The organism is Streptomyces sp. NPDC014889 (assembly GCF_043081205.1).
Taxonomy (GTDB): Bacteria; Actinomycetota; Actinomycetes; order Streptomycetales; family Streptomycetaceae; genus Streptomyces.
The window spans coordinates 63,189-78,050 of sequence record NZ_JBIBWH010000008.1 but is presented as its reverse complement, the minus strand read 5'-3'; the positions used below and the strand labels follow the sequence as shown (position 1 = coordinate 78,050).

Sequence of the window (14,862 nt, the reverse complement as noted above, 5' to 3'; positions counted from 1 at the left end):
AACCCGCGCCGCGCTCACTTCGCGCGCCGGCCCGCCGCCAATCGGACGATGTCGACGCGCGAACGGATCCCCAGCTTGCGGTAGACCCGGGTCAGGGTCGCCTCCACCGTCTTGACGCTGACGAACAGCCGCGCGGCGATCTCCCGGTTCGTCGCGCCCTCCATGACCAGCGAGGCCACCTGACGCTCCATCGCCGCCAGCCCGTCGAGCGCCGCCGGGGCCACCTCAGGCTGCTGCGCGGGCCGGGCGGCCGCGGCCTCCTCCACCCGCCGCAGCCACGGCAGCGCGCGGCAGCGCCGGAACAGCCGCGTCGCCTCGTCGTACGCCGTCGGCCCCGGCACGGCAGCGGCCCCGCCCCGGCCGGCTCCCAGGGCCGGGGCGAGGGTGCGCAGCCGGGCCAGCGCGAACGCGGCGCGGGCCTCCTCCAGACCGTTGCCGAGCTTCGCCAGCCGGTCCTGTGCGGACGTCAACTGGGCCACGGCCGCGTCCCGTTCGCCGCGGGCCGCGCGTACCTGAGCCTCGGACCGGTCGAGGACGGCCAGCACGCTCTCGCGGCCGAGCCGCAGCGCGTGCTCGCGGGCCGCGTCGATGACGCGCTGGGCCTCGGCCGGCTCCCCGGTCCGCACCAGGGCCTCCGCGAGGTCGCCGTGCCAGCGGCCGCGCGCCGGATCGGTGATGTTGAGCCCCAGCTCCAGCTCCCGCACCCGGCACAGCGCCGTCACGGCGGCCTGGTCGTCCCCGGCCACCAACTGGGCGTGCCCCAGGGCGGTCAGGGCGCGCGAGAGATACATCTGGTCGCCGTCCTCCTCGGCGTGCCCCACCGCCTCCCGGGCCAGCGCCAGCGCCCGGTCGGTGCTGCCGCCGGACGCCTCGGCGAGGGAGGCGAGCGTGGCCGAGGCGCTCTCGCCGATGCCGGTGTCCCGGGCCATCCGCAGACTCTCGCGGGCCAGGTCCAGGGCCCGGCCGCAGTGGCCGGAGCGCAGTTCGGTCTCGCCGAGCAGGCGCAGGAAGTGCACCTCGCTCTCGACCATGCCGCGCCGCCGCACCTCGCGCAGCAGCGCGGTGATGGTCGCCCGGGCCTCGGGCAGCCGGTCGCTCATCAGCAGCCAGCGGTAGCGTGCCGAGCCGACGCCGTTGTGATGGCAGGCCACGTACGGGTCCTGAGGCTCCCTCAGCGCCCGCTTGATGGTGGTGGGGGCGTTCGGATGGCCCATCAGGGTCTCGGTGGAGGCCTGGAAGGCGAGCGCCATCAGCTCGATGCGCCGGTCCCGGCCGCGCTCCGCCAACTCGGCGGCGTGCGCGGCCTCCCGGCGGGCCTCGGCGAAGTCGCCCGCCACGACCAGGCCGCGCCAGGCGAGCTGGTAGTGGACCAGGGCGAGCAGCCGGGGGTCGTCGCCCGCGTCGGCCAGCGCCTGCGGGAAGACCACGTCGACCTCGCCGAGGGCCTGGCCGGCCGACTCGATCACCACCATCCAGGCCCGCACCCGTTCGGCGGGCACGGTGGCCCGGGTCAGCACCTCGCGGGCGATGTCCCGGGCGAGGTCCACCTCGCCGGCGGTGATGGCGTCCTCGGCGGCCTGCAACCGCCGTCCGTCCGGGCCGGGGCCGCTGCCGGGCGGGGTGTGCCGGGCGGCGAGAAGGCCCAGCGAGGCGGCCACCGAGGGCGCGCCGCGGTCCCGGGCCAGCGCGGCGGCCTCGGCGAGCCGGGCGGCCACCTCCGGGTCGGTGCCGGTGGTGGCGAGCGCCAGGTGCCGGGCGCGTTCGATGGGGTCGGGGGCGGCGGTGGCCAGGGCGGCGTGGGCGGCACGCCGCTCCTGGGCGGGCGCCTCCGCGTACAGGGCGGCCGATATCAGCGGGTGCGCGAACCGTACGGCGGGGTCCTCCGGCTCGGTGGCCAGCAGACCGAGCTCGGCGGCCTGCGCGCACTCGGCCTCGGCGTTGCCGCGGCCGGCCGCGTGCAGCAGGGCGGGGGTGGGGCGGGCGCCGGCACTGGCCACCAGCAGGGTGCGGCGGGCCTCGTCCGAGAGCATCTCGAGGCGGCTCAGGACGAGGGCGCGCAGCGACGTCGGCACCGGCAGCGGCTCGCCGGGGCGGGGCGGGGTGGGGCTCTCGGCCAGGGCGCGGCCCAGCTCCAGCGCGAACAGGGGGTTGCCGCCGCTGGTGCGGTGGATGTCGCGGACGGTGGAGCGGGGCAGGTCGAAGTAGCCGCGGTGGCCGAGCAGGGCGGAGACCTGCGTACGGGTCAGGGGGCCCAGCCGGACGGAGAGGGTGTCGGGCGGGCAGGCGCGCAGATGGCGGTCGTACTCCTCCTCCTCGGTCCGCACCGCGCACAGCATCTGCACGGGCGTCTCGCCGAGGCGGCGGGCGGCGAAGCCGAGCAGTTCGGCGCTGGCCGGGTCCAGCCACTGGAGGTCGTCGGCGACGATCAGGACCGGGCCCTTCGCGGCGAGCGCGCGCAGTGTGGAGAGCACGGCCAGGCGCAGGGCCAGTCCGTCGCGCTGGAGGGTGGACTCGCCGCGGCCGGTGAGCGCCGACTCCAGCGCGGTGTGCTGGGCGGCGGGGAGCTTGCCGGACACCTCGTCGAGGACCAGACCGAAGAGGTCGGCCAGGGCGAGGAAGGGCAGGTGGGATTCGGACTCGGTGGCGGAGCAGCGCAACACGGTGCGGGCGCTCGGGGCGTATTCCGCGGCCAATGCCCGCAGCACCGTCGACTTTCCTATTCCGGCGGGCCCGTGCAGCAGCACACTCCCACCGCGCGCGAGCTGCTCCCGCGCCGCCGCGGACGGCTCCTCCTGGCCGATGACCAGCTCGGAACGGCAGTTCGCAGGGCCCTTGAAGTCCCGTCGCACGGTCACCGCTCCCCTCGAGTGTCGTGTTCGGGCCAAATTCTAGGCAACCCGCCCGTGAATTTCGGACAGCCGGGGAGGTGAGCGAAATAACAGCGCCCGTGGCATGGCCATATTCAAAGCACCACTGAATGAATACGAGCGCGCGCACCCGGCCGTGTCTGCCGGGTGCCCCACCCCCTGGTGAGCCTGCCGCCGCCCCGGAGACGGGAACCCCCAAGATCCGCCGGGACCCGCGCGCGGGCACGCCGAAGCGGCTGTTCCCGCGGGTCCCGCGAAGGTCAACGGCGCCTGGTCTTCAGCAACATGACCACGAGGGCCACGAGCAGGATCGCGACCATGACGGCGTACCACGTGATCAGGTCGCGAATCGGGTCGGCGAGTTCTTCCGCTCCGGCCGCTGCGCAGAGGATCTTTCCGTATACGAAGGCCATCGGGGTCGCCTTCTCCTGGAACGCCCGTTTTGCGGCTCCAGTCGGCGGAAACGGCGGGTTCCATGGTTCCGGGCATCTGTCGCCCCCCACTGTCATTGAACACCCGGGGACGCCCGCGCGCTCGCACGGTCGGGCGTCGCCCCTGCCCGACCTCCTACGGCAGTACCCCCGCCCGGCGGGCCGAGGCCACCGCCTCGCCCCGGGTATGGGCGCCGAGCTTGCGCATGGCCGAGCGAAGGTAGCTCTTGATGGTCTCCGGGCTCAGACCCAGGCGGGACGCCGCGGTGGCGTTGGTCGCGCCTGCGGCCACGCAGGCCAGTACGTCGATCTCGCGTGGGGCCAGGCTCACGCCCGCGACCGGGGCGGCCGCCGTGGTCAACAGCCCGCAGGCATCCAGGAGTTCGGCGCGCAGGGCGGGGTCGGAGATCCGCGGGGCCAGGGCGCGCAGGGCCGCGTGGGCCTCGCGGACCTGCTCCCAGGCCGCCCCGTCCGCCGGATCCGGGGCGGGCGCCGTACGGGACGCCGTCAGCAGGTCCCGCGCCCGCTCCTGAGCCACCAGCGCCTGCTCCACGTCACGCGCCGCCTCCACGGCCGCGCTCAGCGTCCGGTCGCCCAGCGGCTGGGCCGTGCGCAGCGCCCCGTACAGCACGCCGCGCACCCGGCGCCGTACGACCACCGGCACGGCCAGCACCGAGCGCAGCCCCTCCGCGGCGACCGGCACGTCGTACTCGTGGCTGATCCGCGGGGACAGTGAGTAGTCCGTGACCGCGCACGGACGGGCCAGCGCCACCGCCTTGCCGCCCAGTCCGTTGCCCGAGCTCACCGCGAGCGCCCTGAGCGCGAGCGTCGTCGTGCCGGTCAGTTCGCTGATCCGCACCCGCGGCCGCCCCGGTTCGACCAGGCCGCCGAAGGCGACCGGAAGGCCCGTCGCCCGCCGCAGCCGTATCAGCGCACCACGGATCTCCGCCGCCCCGGCCGCGTCCGCCCTCACCGCTCGCCCCTTCGCCGTGGAACGTCATGGACCTGCCCGCCAGCACACCCCCGTTCGGGGGTAGTGAGACGCACATCACGGATTACACGATGGCAGAGAGCCGCCCGGCAATGGTCCGGGACCAAGGAGGACAAATGACGACGGCGACGGAGCTCTTCCGCAGGGCACGGGACTTCCTGCTGGAACACCGTGAGGACTACGCCACCGCCTACGCCGGCTTCGAGTGGCCCCGCCCCACCCACTTCAACTGGGCACTGGACTGGTTCGACGCCGTCGCCGAGGGGAACGACCGCACCGCCCTGCACATCGTCGAGGAGGACGGCAGCGAGACCCGCCTCTCCTTCGCCGAGATGTCCGAGCGTTCCAGCCGCGCCGCGAACTGGCTGCGCGACCGTGGCGTCGGAGCCGGGGACCGCGTCCTCGTCATGCTCGGCAACCAGGCCGAACTGTGGGAGACCGCGCTCGCCGCGATGAAGCTGCGCGCGGTCGTCATCCCCGCCACCCCGCTGCTCGGCCCCGCCGACCTGACCGACCGCGTCGAACGCGGCCGGGTCAGGCACGTGATCGCGCGCGCCGCCGACACCGCCAAGTTCGCCGACGTCCCCGGCGCCTACACCCGCATCTCCGTCGGCGGCCTCCCGGAGGAGGGCTGGGAACCCTACGAGGACGCCTGCGCCGCGCCCGCCGAGTTCGTCCCGGACGGGCCCACCCTCGCCGACGACCCGCTGATGCTGTACTTCACCTCGGGCACCACGGCCCGCCCCAAGCTGGTGGAGCACACCCACGTCTCGTACCCCGTCGGGCACCTGGCCACCATGTACTGGATCGGCCTGAAACCGGGGGACGTGCACCTCAACATCTCCTCGCCCGGCTGGGCCAAGCACGCCTGGTCGAACCTGTTCGCCCCGTGGAACGCCGAGGCGACGGTCTTCATCCACAACTACACCCGCTTCGACGCCGCCCGTCTGATGGCCGAGATGGACCGCGCGGGCGTCACCACCTTCTGCGCCCCGCCGACCGTGTGGCGCATGCTGATCCAGGCCGACCTCACCCAGCTGCGCACCCCGCCCCGCGCGGCCGTGGCCGCGGGCGAGCCGCTGAACCCCGAGGTCATCGAGCAGGTCCGGCGCGCCTGGGGCGTGACCATCCGGGACGGCTTCGGGCAGACCGAGACCGCCGTGCAGGTCTCCAACAGCCCCGGTCAGCCGCTGAAGACCGGCTCCATGGGCCGGCCCAGCCCCGGCTACCGCGTCGAACTGCTCGACCCGGTCTCCGGCGCGCCCGGCGCCGCCGAGGGCGAGATCGCGCTCGACCTGTCCGCGCGCCCGGTCGGCCTGATGACCGGCTATCACGGCGACCCGGAACGCACCGCGGAGGCGATGGCCGGCGGCTACTACCGGACGGGAGACGTCGCCTCCAGGGACGAAGAGGGATATCTGACGTACATCGGACGCTCCGACGATGTCTTCAAGGCGTCCGACTACAAGATCAGCCCGTTCGAGCTGGAGAGCGCCCTGCTGGAGCACGAGGCGGTCGCCGAGGCGGCCGTCGTGCCCGCGCCGGACCCGCTGCGGCTCGCCGTGCCGAAGGCGTACGTCGTCCTCGCCGAGGGCTGGGAGCCGGACACCGGTACCGCGAAGGCGCTCTTCGAGCATTCCCGGGAGGTGCTCGCCCCCTACAAGCGCATCCGCCGCCTGGAGTTCGGCGAGCTGCCCAAGACCGTCTCCGGCAAGATCCGCCGGATCGAGCTGCGCGAGGCCACGGCCGAGGGCTCGGCGAACGAGTACCGCGAGGAGGACTTCCGGTGAGCGAGCTGTCCTACGCCCACGGAACCAGCGGCACACCGCTGCTGGGTGACACCATCGGCGCCAACCTCGACCGGGCGGTGGCCGCCTTCGGCGACCGCGAGGCGCTCGTCGACGTGCCCTCCGGACGCCGCTGGACCTACGCCGAGTTCGGCGCCGCCGTCGACGAGGTGGCCCGCGGACTGCTCGCCAAGGGCGTGGCCAGGGGCGACCGGGTCGGGATCTGGGCGGTCAACTGCCCCGAGTGGGTGCTCGTCCAGTACGCCACCGCGCGCATCGGCGTGATCATGGTGAACATCAACCCGGCCTACCGGGCCCACGAGGTGGAGTACGTGCTCCGGCAGGCCGGCATCTCGCTGCTGGTCGCCTCGCAGGCCCACCGCGGCACCGACTACCGGGCGCTGGTCGAGCAGGTCCGCGGCAGGTGTCCCGAGCTGCGGGAGACCGTCTATGTCGGCGACCCGTCGTGGGACGCGCTGACGGCCGCCGCGGCACGGGTGCCGGTGGAGCAACTGGTCTCGGCGCAGGCCGAGTTGAGCTGCGACGACCCGGTCAACATCCAGTACACCTCGGGCACCACCGGTTTCCCCAAGGGGGCCACGCTCTCCCACCACAACATCCTCAACAACGGCTACTGGGTGGGCCGTACGGTCGGCTACACCGAACGGGACCGGATCTGCATCCCCGTCCCGTACTACCACTGCTTCGGCATGGTCATGGGCAATCTGGCGGCCACCTCGCACGGCGCGTGCATGGTGATCCCGGCGCCGTCCTTCGAGGCGAAGGCCACCCTGGAGGCGGTCCAGCGGGAGCGCTGCACCTCGCTGTACGGGGTGCCGACGATGTTCATCGCGGAGCTGAACCTCCCCGACTTCGCGTCGTACGACCTGTCGTCCCTGCGCACCGGCATCATGGCGGGCTCGCCCTGCCCGGTGGAGGTGATGAAGCGGGTGGTCGCCGAGATGCACATGGAGGAGGTCTCCATCTGCTACGGCATGACCGAGACCTCGCCGGTCTCCCTGCAGACCCGGATGGACGACGACCTCGAACACCGCACCGGCACGGTCGGCCGCGTACTGCCGCACCTGGAGGTCAAGGTCGTCGACCCGGCCACCGGGGTCACCCAGCCCCGCGGCACGGCGGGCGAGCTGTGCACCCGCGGCTACAGCGTGATGCTCGGCTACTGGAACGAGCCGGAGAAGACCGCGGAGGCGGTGGACGCGGGCCGCTGGATGCACACCGGGGACCTCGCGGTGATGCGCGAGGACGGGTACGTCGAGATCGTCGGCCGCATCAAGGACATGATCATCCGCGGCGGCGAGAACATCTACCCGCGCGAGATCGAGGAGTTCCTCTACGGCCACCCGAAGATCCGCGACGTCCAGGTGGTCGGCGTACCGCACGAAAAGTACGGCGAGGAGGTGCTGGCCTGCGTCATCCCGCTGGACGCGGCCGACCCGCCGGCCCTTCAGGACCTGCGGGCCTTCTGCGAGGGCCGGCTGGCCCACTACAAGATCCCGAGCCGGCTGCGGGTCCTGGACTCCTTCCCGATGACCGTTTCCGGCAAGGTGCGCAAGATCGAGCTGCGCGAGAAGTACGCCCTGTGAGCGGACGGCTCGCGCCTCGGGCACTCGTGGTGCGCAGAACGACGACGGCTCCCTGATACACCCCGCGCCTTCATGCACCCGCGCCTTCCGACCGCCCCCGGCACTCCTGCCGGGGGCGGTTTCCGTCGTGCTGGTCCGCCCCTCGCCACCCTTGACGGCCTTCGCGGACCCCACTTACATTGCTTCCAGATCGTAGAAAGTATTTTCCGCTATACGGAAGAACCACAACCGCAGGGCGCGACGGGCGTGCGAATCCGACAGCCGAAGACAGCCGAAGCAGGAGAACTCGATGGCTCGTATGACCGCTGCCCGTGCGGCAGTTGAGATCCTCAAGCGCGAGGGCGTCACCGCCGCGTTCGGAGTGCCGGGCGCCGCGATCAACCCCTTCTACGCGGCGCTCAAGGCGTCCGGCGGCATCAACCACACGCTCGCCCGCCATGTGGAGGGCGCCTCGCACATGGCCGAGGGCTACACGAGGACCCACGCGGGCAACATCGGCGTCTGCATCGGCACGTCCGGCCCCGCCGGCACCGACATGATCACGGGCCTGTACTCGGCCATCGGCGACTCCGTCCCGATCCTGTGCATCACGGGCCAGGCCCCCACCGCCGTGATCCACAAGGAGGACTTCCAGGCCGTCGACATCGCCTCCATCGCCAAGCCGGTGACCAAGATGGCCGTCACCGTCCTGGAGGCCGCGCAGGTCCCCGGCGTCTTCCAGCAGGCCTTCCACCTGATGCGCTCCGGCCGTCCCGGCCCGGTCCTCGTCGACCTGCCGATCGACGTCCAGCTCACCGAGATCGAGTTCGACCCGGAGACGTACGAGCCGCTGCCCGTCTACAAGCCGGCCGCGACCCGCGCCCAGATCGAGAAGGCGATCACGCTGCTCAACGAGTCCGAGCGGCCGCTGATCGTCGCGGGCGGCGGTGTCATCAACGCCGACGCGTCCGAACTCCTCGTCGAGTTCGCCGAGCTGACGGGCGTTCCGGTCGTCCCCACCCTGATGGGCTGGGGCGTCCTGCCCGACGACCACGAGCTGAACGCGGGCATGGTCGGCCTCCAGACCTCGCACCGCTACGGCAACGCGACCTTCCTGGAGTCCGACTTCGTCCTCGGCATCGGCAATCGCTGGGCCAACCGCCACACCGGCAAGCTGGACGTCTACACGGCCGGCCGGAAGTTCGTCCACGTCGACATCGAGCCCACCCAGATCGGCAAGATCTTCGCCCCGGACTACGGCATCGCCTCCGACGCCAGGGCCGCGCTGGAACTGTTCGTCGAGGTGGCCCGCGAGCTGAAGGCGGCCGGACGGCTGCCCGACCGCACCGTCTGGGCCGCCGCCGCGCAGGAGAAGCGGGCGAAGCTCCAGCGCCGTACGCACTTCGACAACGTCCCGATCAAGCCGCAGCGCGTCTACGAGGAGATGAACAAGGCCTTCGGACCGGAGACCCGGTACGTCTCCACCATCGGCCTCTCGCAGATCGCCGGCGCCCAGATGCTGCACGTCTTCAAGCCGCGGCACTGGATCAACTGCGGTCAGGCCGGCCCGCTCGGCTGGACCGTCCCGGCCGCGCTCGGCGTCGCCAAGGCCGACCCGGAGGCGTCCGTCGTCGCCCTCTCCGGCGACTACGACTTCCAGTTCATGATCGAGGAGCTGGCGGTCGGCGCGCAGCACAAGATCCCCTACGTCCATGTGCTGGTCAACAACTCCTACCTGGGGCTGATCCGCCAGGCGCAGCGCGCCTTCGACATCGACTTCCAGGTCAACCTGGAGTTTGAGAACATCAACTCGCCCGAGCTGGGCGTCTACGGCGTCGACCACGTCAAGGTCGCCGAGGGCCTGGGCTGCAAGGCGATCCGGGTGACCGACCCGGGTGAGCTCGGCGCCGCTCTCGAACAGGCCAAGAAGCTCGCCGCCGAGCACCGCGTGCCGGTCGTCGTCGAGGCGATCCTGGAGCGCGTCACCAACATCTCGATGTCGGGAACCAACGACATCGGCAACGTCGTCGAATTCGAGGAAGTGGCCACCGAGCCCGGCCACGCCCCGACCGCCATCAGGGCCCTCAAGGTCTGAGGCGCATTCCGACTGACGCGCACACCGACGGAAGGGGGCGGCCCGCCCGCAGGTGGCCGCCCCCTTCATGCTGTTCCGACGCACCAAGGGCGGCGCCGTCACACGGAAGCGCAGCTGAAGCCGCCCGAGCCGCCGCCCCAGGACTGCCGCAGCTCCCGCTCGGTCGTCCCGCCCCGCCCGAGGAGTCCCGCCTCCCGCGCGAAGCGCGGCATGAGCCGGGTCAGCGCCCGGTCCCCGTACAGGGCCACGGCCAGTAGCCGGTCGTCGGACGACAGGCCCTTCCCGCTCGTGGGCAGCGGGTGCCGGTCCCGCAACTCCCTCAGGGCCCGCCGGCCGGCCCGGGTGCGCCTGGGCGGGAAGCCGCGCAGCAGCCCGGCGACCGTGAGTTCGTGGCGCAGGTCGGTCAGCGCGTGGGCGACGGGCTCCCGGTCCAGCAACTGCCGCATGCCGGCGGGTCGGTAGAGAGCGGCGTGCACGGTCTTCGTCAGATGGGGGAGGGCAGGGAGATCCGTCCCCGCGCCCCGGGCCGGCCCCGTGGTGTGCATCGTGCCGCCGCGTCCGGGACCGACGGCGCCCCGCGCCCGCAGAGCGAGTACGGCGACCGTGACGGCGGCGCGGCGGCCGCCCCGCAGAAACGCGATCTCGTGCGGCGCGAGCCGGTTCGTCGCGTCACTGTCCATGGGACCCCCAGCAGCCGGTGCACGGGACCCGCCGCCCCCGTACCGGCGGGCCCCGTCAAGGGACATGTGCCCGCACCCGGGGCTGCCCGACACCCTGCCGCCCCTGCTTCAGAGCATGATTTGAGCATGCCGTAGCCGCGCTACGCCCACTGCGGTAGACACCCCGGCCGCTCCGCCCCCAGCCCCCGCCGCCGAGGCGTCTTCGTGGTCCGGCGCGGTCAGATGTCGTCGTGCTCCGGCAGGCCCGGCCAGTCCTCCGGGCCGCCGCCCTGCCACTCGATGAGGTCGCTCTCCTCCACCTCGACGCGGTCCAGGTCGGCCAGCCGGAGGATCTCGATCACGTCGTCCAGGTGGGAGGCGAGACCGAGGGTCACCTCGCCCTCGGTCACCCGCCGGGAGCCGTCCAGGGCCGGCGCGTGCACCACGATGTGCGGATGCTGCGTGGGGTTGTCCATGTCCTCAAGCCTCCTGACCCTCAGCCTCCTGCGCCGGCCTCCCATCCGCACGCCGAGAAGCGCCGGACCCGGGAACTCACCGGGGCCGGCGCTTCTCCGCCGTCCGCTTGGTTGCCGTCCGACGGCGCGAGACTGGGCGCGACAGGACATTCGCGCCGCCGGACGGGATCGGGAGGCCTCACGGCAGGACCGCGAGGCGGAGGGCCGGGACCGCGGCGGGTGCGACGGCTCCGGGACGGCCTCCCTCCGGTCGGGAGGACGGTCCCGTCGCTTTCACCACCGCACTGGCTCGCACGCCGCCGCGGTCCCTGGGCCCTGCCCGCACGGCCGTCGGGCGGTCACCCCTCATCCGGGTCGCCCGACGGCCCGGGCGGGCCGTACGCGTACGGGATCCGGGGCATGACCTCCCGGCGGATCCCGTACGCGGCTCGGTGTCAGTCCTCGCGCAGGGCGCGCACCGCCTCCTCCACACGCCTGCCGTAGTCCGGGTCGGCGGCGTGGAAGTGCGCGAGGTTCTTCCTGATCACGTCGTCGCGGGAGACCTGCGCGAGGCCGCCGGCGATGTTCGCGACCAGACGCCGCCTCTCCTCCTCGGACATCAGCCGGTACAGCTCGCCGGCCTGGAGGAAGTCGTCGTCCTTGGTGTGGGCGGGCGCCGCGTGGGTGCCCGTGTGGCCGGTCACCGCCAGCGGGGCCGACAGCGGACGGCCGGTCTCGACGGGGCCGTCGTAGGAGTTCGGCTCGTAGTTCTTGGCGTACCGGCCCTGGGGGTTGGACGCCATGAGGCCGTCACGGCCGTAGTTGTCCGCGCCGGCGGGCACGGCCTTCGGGGCGTTCACCGCGAGCTGGGTGTGGTTGACGCCCAGACGGTAGCGGTGGGCGTCGGCGTAGGCGAACAGCCGGCCCTGGAGCATCTTGTCCGGCGACGGGCCGATGCCCGGCACGAAGTTGTTCGGGGAGAACGCGGCCTGTTCGACCTCGGCGAACACGTTGTCCGGGTTGCGGTCCAGGACCAGCCGGCCCACCCGCCGCAGGGGGTGGTCCCGGTGCGGCCAGACCTTGGTCAGGTCGAACGGGTTGAAGCGGTAGCCGGCCGCCTCGGCCGCGGGCATGATCTGGACGTACAGCGTCCAGGACGGGCGCACCCCGCGCTCGATCGCCTGGAGCAGGTCCGTCTGGTGGGAGGCCGGGTCGGCGCCCGCGATCTCCTGGGCCTGCTCGGTGGACAGACAGCGGATGCCCTGGTCCGTCTTGAAGTGGTACTTGACGAAGAAGGCCTCGCCGTCGGCGTTCGTCCACTGGTAGGTGTGCGAGCCGTAGCCGTTCATGTGGCGGTACGACGCCGGGATGCCGCGGTCGCCCATCAGCCACGTCACCTGGTGCGTGGCCTCGGGGGAGTGCGCCCAGAAGTCCCAGACGTTGTCCGGCTCCTGACGGCCGGTGAACGGGTCGCGCTTCTGCGAGTGGATGAAGTCCGGGAACTTGATCGGGTCCTTGATGAAGAAGACCGGCGTGTTGTTGCCGACGAGGTCGTAGTTGCCCTCCTCGGTGTAGAACTTCACCGCGAATCCGCGCGGGTCGCGCACCGCGTCCGCGCCGCCGAGGGAGTCCGCCACGGTGGAGAAGCGCACGAACACCTCGGTGCGCTTGCCGACCGCGCCCAGGAAGTCGGCGTGGGTGTAGCCGGTGACGTCGTCGGTCACCTCGAAGTGCCCGTGGGCGCCGGAGCCGCGGGCGTGCACCACGCGCTCCGGGATGCGCTCGCGGTTGAAGCGCGCCAGCTTCTCCAGCAGGTGCTGGTCCTGGAGGAGGAGGGGGCCGCCGATACCTGCGGAGGCGGAGTTCTGGTTGTCGGCGACCGGGGCGCCGGACTCGGTCGTGAGCACGCGCTTCGACATCGGGGACCTTCCGTGCAGAGTGCTGCGGAATTACGTTTCCGCTTCGTGGAGTTTCCGCTGGCGTGGAGCCTAGGAGCGGCGCGATCGGCGCGTCAACAGTTTGTTGAACAGGCGGTGGTGGAGATCCGGACGGCGCCGCCGCCTGGGCGCGACATGACAGGTGTCGGCGGCGGCGCCGTCCGGAGGTCTGGCGGGTCCGGTCAGACCTGGTCGCCGGAGAGCCGCTCCACGGCCCGCAGCAGGGCCGAGTGGTCCAGGCCCCCGTCGCCCTGCGCACGCAGGGAGGCCACGAGCTGGGCGACCACGGCGCCGACGGGCAGCGCGGCACCCACGGTGCGGGCCGCGTCCGTCACGATGCCCATGTCCTTGTGGTGCAGGTCGATACGGAAGCCTGGCTTGAAGTCGCGCTGGAGGAAGTTGTCCTTCTTCCGCGTCAGCACCGTCGAGCCCGCCAGGCCGCCGCCCAGGACATCCAGCGCCGCCTTCAGGTCCACGCCCGACTTCTCCAGGAAGACCACGGCCTCGGCGCACGCCTGGATGTTCACCGCGACGATCAGCTGGTTGGCGGCCTTCACGGTCTGGCCGGACCCGTGCGGACCGCACAGCACGATGGTCTTGCCCAGCGCGTCGAAGAGCGGCTTGGCCGCGTCGAAGTCCGCCTGCTCGCCGCCGACCATGATCGACAGCACCGCCTCGACGGCGCCCGCCTCACCGCCGGAGACGGGGGCGTCCAGGACCCGGATGCCCTTGTCCTTGGCGGCGGCGGCCAGGTCGATCGAGGTCTGCGGGGTGATCGAGGACATGTCGATCAGCAGCGCGCCGGAGCGCGCGTTCTCCAGGATGCCGTCCGGGCCGTAGGCGATGGCCTCGACCTGCGGCGACGCGGGCACCATCGTGACGATCACGTCGGCGTCCCGGACCGCCTCGGCGATCGAGCCGGCGGCGGTGCCACCCGCGGCGGCCAGCCGGTCCAGCTTCGCCTGCTCCAGCGTGAAGCCGGTGACGTCGTAGCCCGCCTTGATCAGGTTCTCGGACATGGGCGAGCCCATGATGCCGAGGCCGATCCAGGCGACCTTGGGAAGGGTGGTGGTCATGTGCGGGTGCCTTTCTGACTTCTGTGCTGCGTCTGGGAGTCGGGGCCCGGAGAAAGGTGTCCGGGGCGGGTCAGCGGGCCGCTCGGGCGCCGGCCGGCAGCCACCCGAAGGCCTCGGCGCTCGGCTTGTCGCCCGGCTTGTACTCCAGGCCGACCCAGCCGTCGTAACCGGCCTTCCCGAGCTGGTCGAGGAGGTCCTCCAGCGGGAGCGAGCCCGTGCCGGGCGCGCCGCGGCCGGGGTTGTCCGCGATCTGGACGTGGCCGGTCCGCGCGGCGTACCGCTCGATCACCGACGGCAGGTCCTCGCCGTTCATGGACAGGTGGTACAGGTCCATCAGGAACCTGGCGTTGCCGAGGCCCGAGGCCGCGTTCACCTTGTCCACCACCTCGACGGCGGCGGGCGCGCTCACCAGCGGGTACAGCGGCGACTCCGGCTTGTTGAGCGCCTCGATCAGCAGGATCGCGCCGATCCGGTCGGCGGCCCGGGCCGCGAGCACCAGGTTGTCCAGCGCGAGCGCGTCCTGCTCGGCCGGGTCCACGCCCTCGACCCGGTTGCCGTACAGGGCGTTGAGCGCCGTGCAGCCGAGCGACCGGGCGAGGTCCGCGGCCACGTCGATGTTGGCGCGGAACCGCTCCGACTCCTCACCGGGCACGGACAGCGCGCCGCGGTCGGGGCCCGGGAGCTTTCCGGCGTAGAAGTTCAGACCGGTGAGCTGTACGCCCGCGTCCTCGATCGCCTTCTTCAGGGCGTCGGTCTCGGCACGCTCCGGGGTGGGGGTGTCGATCCACGGCCACCACAGTTCGACCGCGGTGAAGCCGGCCGCGGCGGCGGCCGCCGGCCGCTCCAGGAGCGGGAGTTCCGTGAAGAGGATCGACAGGTTGACGTTGAAGCGCTGGTCTGCGGCTGTGCTCGATTTAAAAGCCGGCATCAGGGCCGCGCTCCCTTCCGTTGTCGCCGTATTCCGTATTGCGGAAGTTT

General features: G+C 72.3%; 11 protein-coding genes. 3 read left to right on the top strand and 8 right to left on the bottom strand.

From position 1 onward, the window contains the following. Positions 1 to 14: 14 nt before the first annotated feature. From ACF09J_RS17350 to ACF09J_RS17340, 3 genes are all read right to left on the bottom strand, one after another. Positions 15 to 2,855: an AAA family ATPase gene (locus ACF09J_RS17350; RefSeq protein ID WP_392306273.1), complete on the bottom strand. Its 2,841-nt coding sequence runs from the start codon at positions 2,853 to 2,855 to the stop codon at positions 15 to 17. A 272-nt stretch (positions 2,856 to 3,127) separates the two neighbouring features. After that, the gene (locus tag ACF09J_RS17345; protein ID WP_392306272.1) at positions 3,128 to 3,280 is read right to left on the bottom strand and encodes a hypothetical protein; all 153 of its coding nucleotides are present in this window, start codon (positions 3,278 to 3,280) and stop codon (positions 3,128 to 3,130) included. A 154-nt stretch (positions 3,281 to 3,434) separates the two neighbouring features. Further along, positions 3,435 to 4,271 carry a LuxR C-terminal-related transcriptional regulator gene (locus ACF09J_RS17340; protein ID WP_392306271.1) on the bottom strand — a complete coding sequence of 279 codons (837 nt, stop codon included), beginning with the start codon at positions 4,269 to 4,271 and terminating at the stop codon, positions 3,435 to 3,437. A gap of 134 nt (positions 4,272 to 4,405) precedes the next feature. Between ACF09J_RS17340 and ACF09J_RS17335 the strand changes: the two genes are divergently transcribed. From ACF09J_RS17335 to gcl, 3 genes are all read left to right on the top strand, one after another. Continuing rightward, the gene (locus ACF09J_RS17335) at positions 4,406 to 6,079 is read left to right on the top strand and encodes an AMP-binding protein (RefSeq protein ID WP_392306270.1); all 1,674 of its coding nucleotides are present in this window, start codon (positions 4,406 to 4,408) and stop codon (positions 6,077 to 6,079) included. Further along, complete coding sequence (locus ACF09J_RS17330) at positions 6,076 to 7,683, top strand: AMP-binding protein (RefSeq protein WP_392306269.1); 1,608 nt, start codon at positions 6,076 to 6,078, stop codon at positions 7,681 to 7,683. The genes ACF09J_RS17335 and ACF09J_RS17330 overlap by 4 nt, the downstream gene beginning before the upstream one ends. Before the next feature lie 289 nt (positions 7,684 to 7,972). Continuing rightward, complete coding sequence (gene gcl, locus ACF09J_RS17325) at positions 7,973 to 9,757, top strand: glyoxylate carboligase (protein ID WP_392306268.1); 1,785 nt, start codon at positions 7,973 to 7,975, stop codon at positions 9,755 to 9,757. A gap of 98 nt (positions 9,758 to 9,855) precedes the next feature. Here the strand turns inward: gcl and ACF09J_RS17320 are convergent, their stop codons facing one another. From ACF09J_RS17320 to ACF09J_RS17300, 5 genes are all read right to left on the bottom strand, one after another. Continuing rightward, a complete protein-coding gene (locus ACF09J_RS17320) occupies positions 9,856 to 10,437 on the bottom strand; it encodes a TIGR04222 domain-containing membrane protein (RefSeq protein WP_392306267.1) in 582 nt (193 codons plus the stop codon). Between the two features lie 218 nt (positions 10,438 to 10,655). Then, complete coding sequence (locus tag ACF09J_RS17315) at positions 10,656 to 10,892, bottom strand: hypothetical protein (RefSeq protein ID WP_392306266.1); 237 nt, start codon at positions 10,890 to 10,892, stop codon at positions 10,656 to 10,658. Between the two features lie 434 nt (positions 10,893 to 11,326). Continuing rightward, positions 11,327 to 12,790 carry a catalase gene (locus ACF09J_RS17310; RefSeq protein ID WP_392306265.1) on the bottom strand — a complete coding sequence of 488 codons (1,464 nt, stop codon included), beginning with the start codon at positions 12,788 to 12,790 and terminating at the stop codon, positions 11,327 to 11,329. Between the two features lie 200 nt (positions 12,791 to 12,990). Next, a complete protein-coding gene (locus ACF09J_RS17305) occupies positions 12,991 to 13,884 on the bottom strand; it encodes a 2-hydroxy-3-oxopropionate reductase (protein ID WP_392306264.1) in 894 nt (297 codons plus the stop codon). 70 nt (positions 13,885 to 13,954) lie between these two features. After that, on the bottom strand, positions 13,955 to 14,812 hold the full coding sequence (locus tag ACF09J_RS17300) for a TIM barrel protein (protein WP_392306263.1): 858 nt from the start codon (positions 14,810 to 14,812) through the stop codon (positions 13,955 to 13,957). Between the last annotated feature and the right edge of the window lie 50 nt (positions 14,813 to 14,862).

Bases quoted from the DNA above. Each gene is read 5' to 3' on its own strand.
- ACF09J_RS17345 (WP_392306272.1), bottom strand. From the start codon at position 3,280: ATGGCCTTCGTATACGGAAAGATCCTCTGCGCAGCGGCCGGAGCGGAA.
- ACF09J_RS17320 (WP_392306267.1), bottom strand. From the start codon at position 10,437: ATGGACAGTGACGCGACGAACCGGCTCGCGCCGCACGAGATCGCGTTT.
- ACF09J_RS17310 (WP_392306265.1), bottom strand. From the start codon at position 12,790: ATGTCGAAGCGCGTGCTCACGACCGAGTCCGGCGCCCCGGTCGCCGAC.
- ACF09J_RS17305 (WP_392306264.1), bottom strand. From the start codon at position 13,884: ATGACCACCACCCTTCCCAAGGTCGCCTGGATCGGCCTCGGCATCATG.
- ACF09J_RS17335 (WP_392306270.1), top strand. From the start codon at position 4,406: ATGACGACGGCGACGGAGCTCTTCCGCAGGGCACGGGACTTCCTGCTG.
- gcl (WP_392306268.1), top strand. From the start codon at position 7,973: ATGGCTCGTATGACCGCTGCCCGTGCGGCAGTTGAGATCCTCAAGCGC.
- ACF09J_RS17300 (WP_392306263.1), bottom strand. From the start codon at position 14,812: ATGCCGGCTTTTAAATCGAGCACAGCCGCAGACCAGCGCTTCAACGTC.
- ACF09J_RS17315 (WP_392306266.1), bottom strand. From the start codon at position 10,892: ATGGACAACCCCACGCAGCATCCGCACATCGTGGTGCACGCGCCGGCC.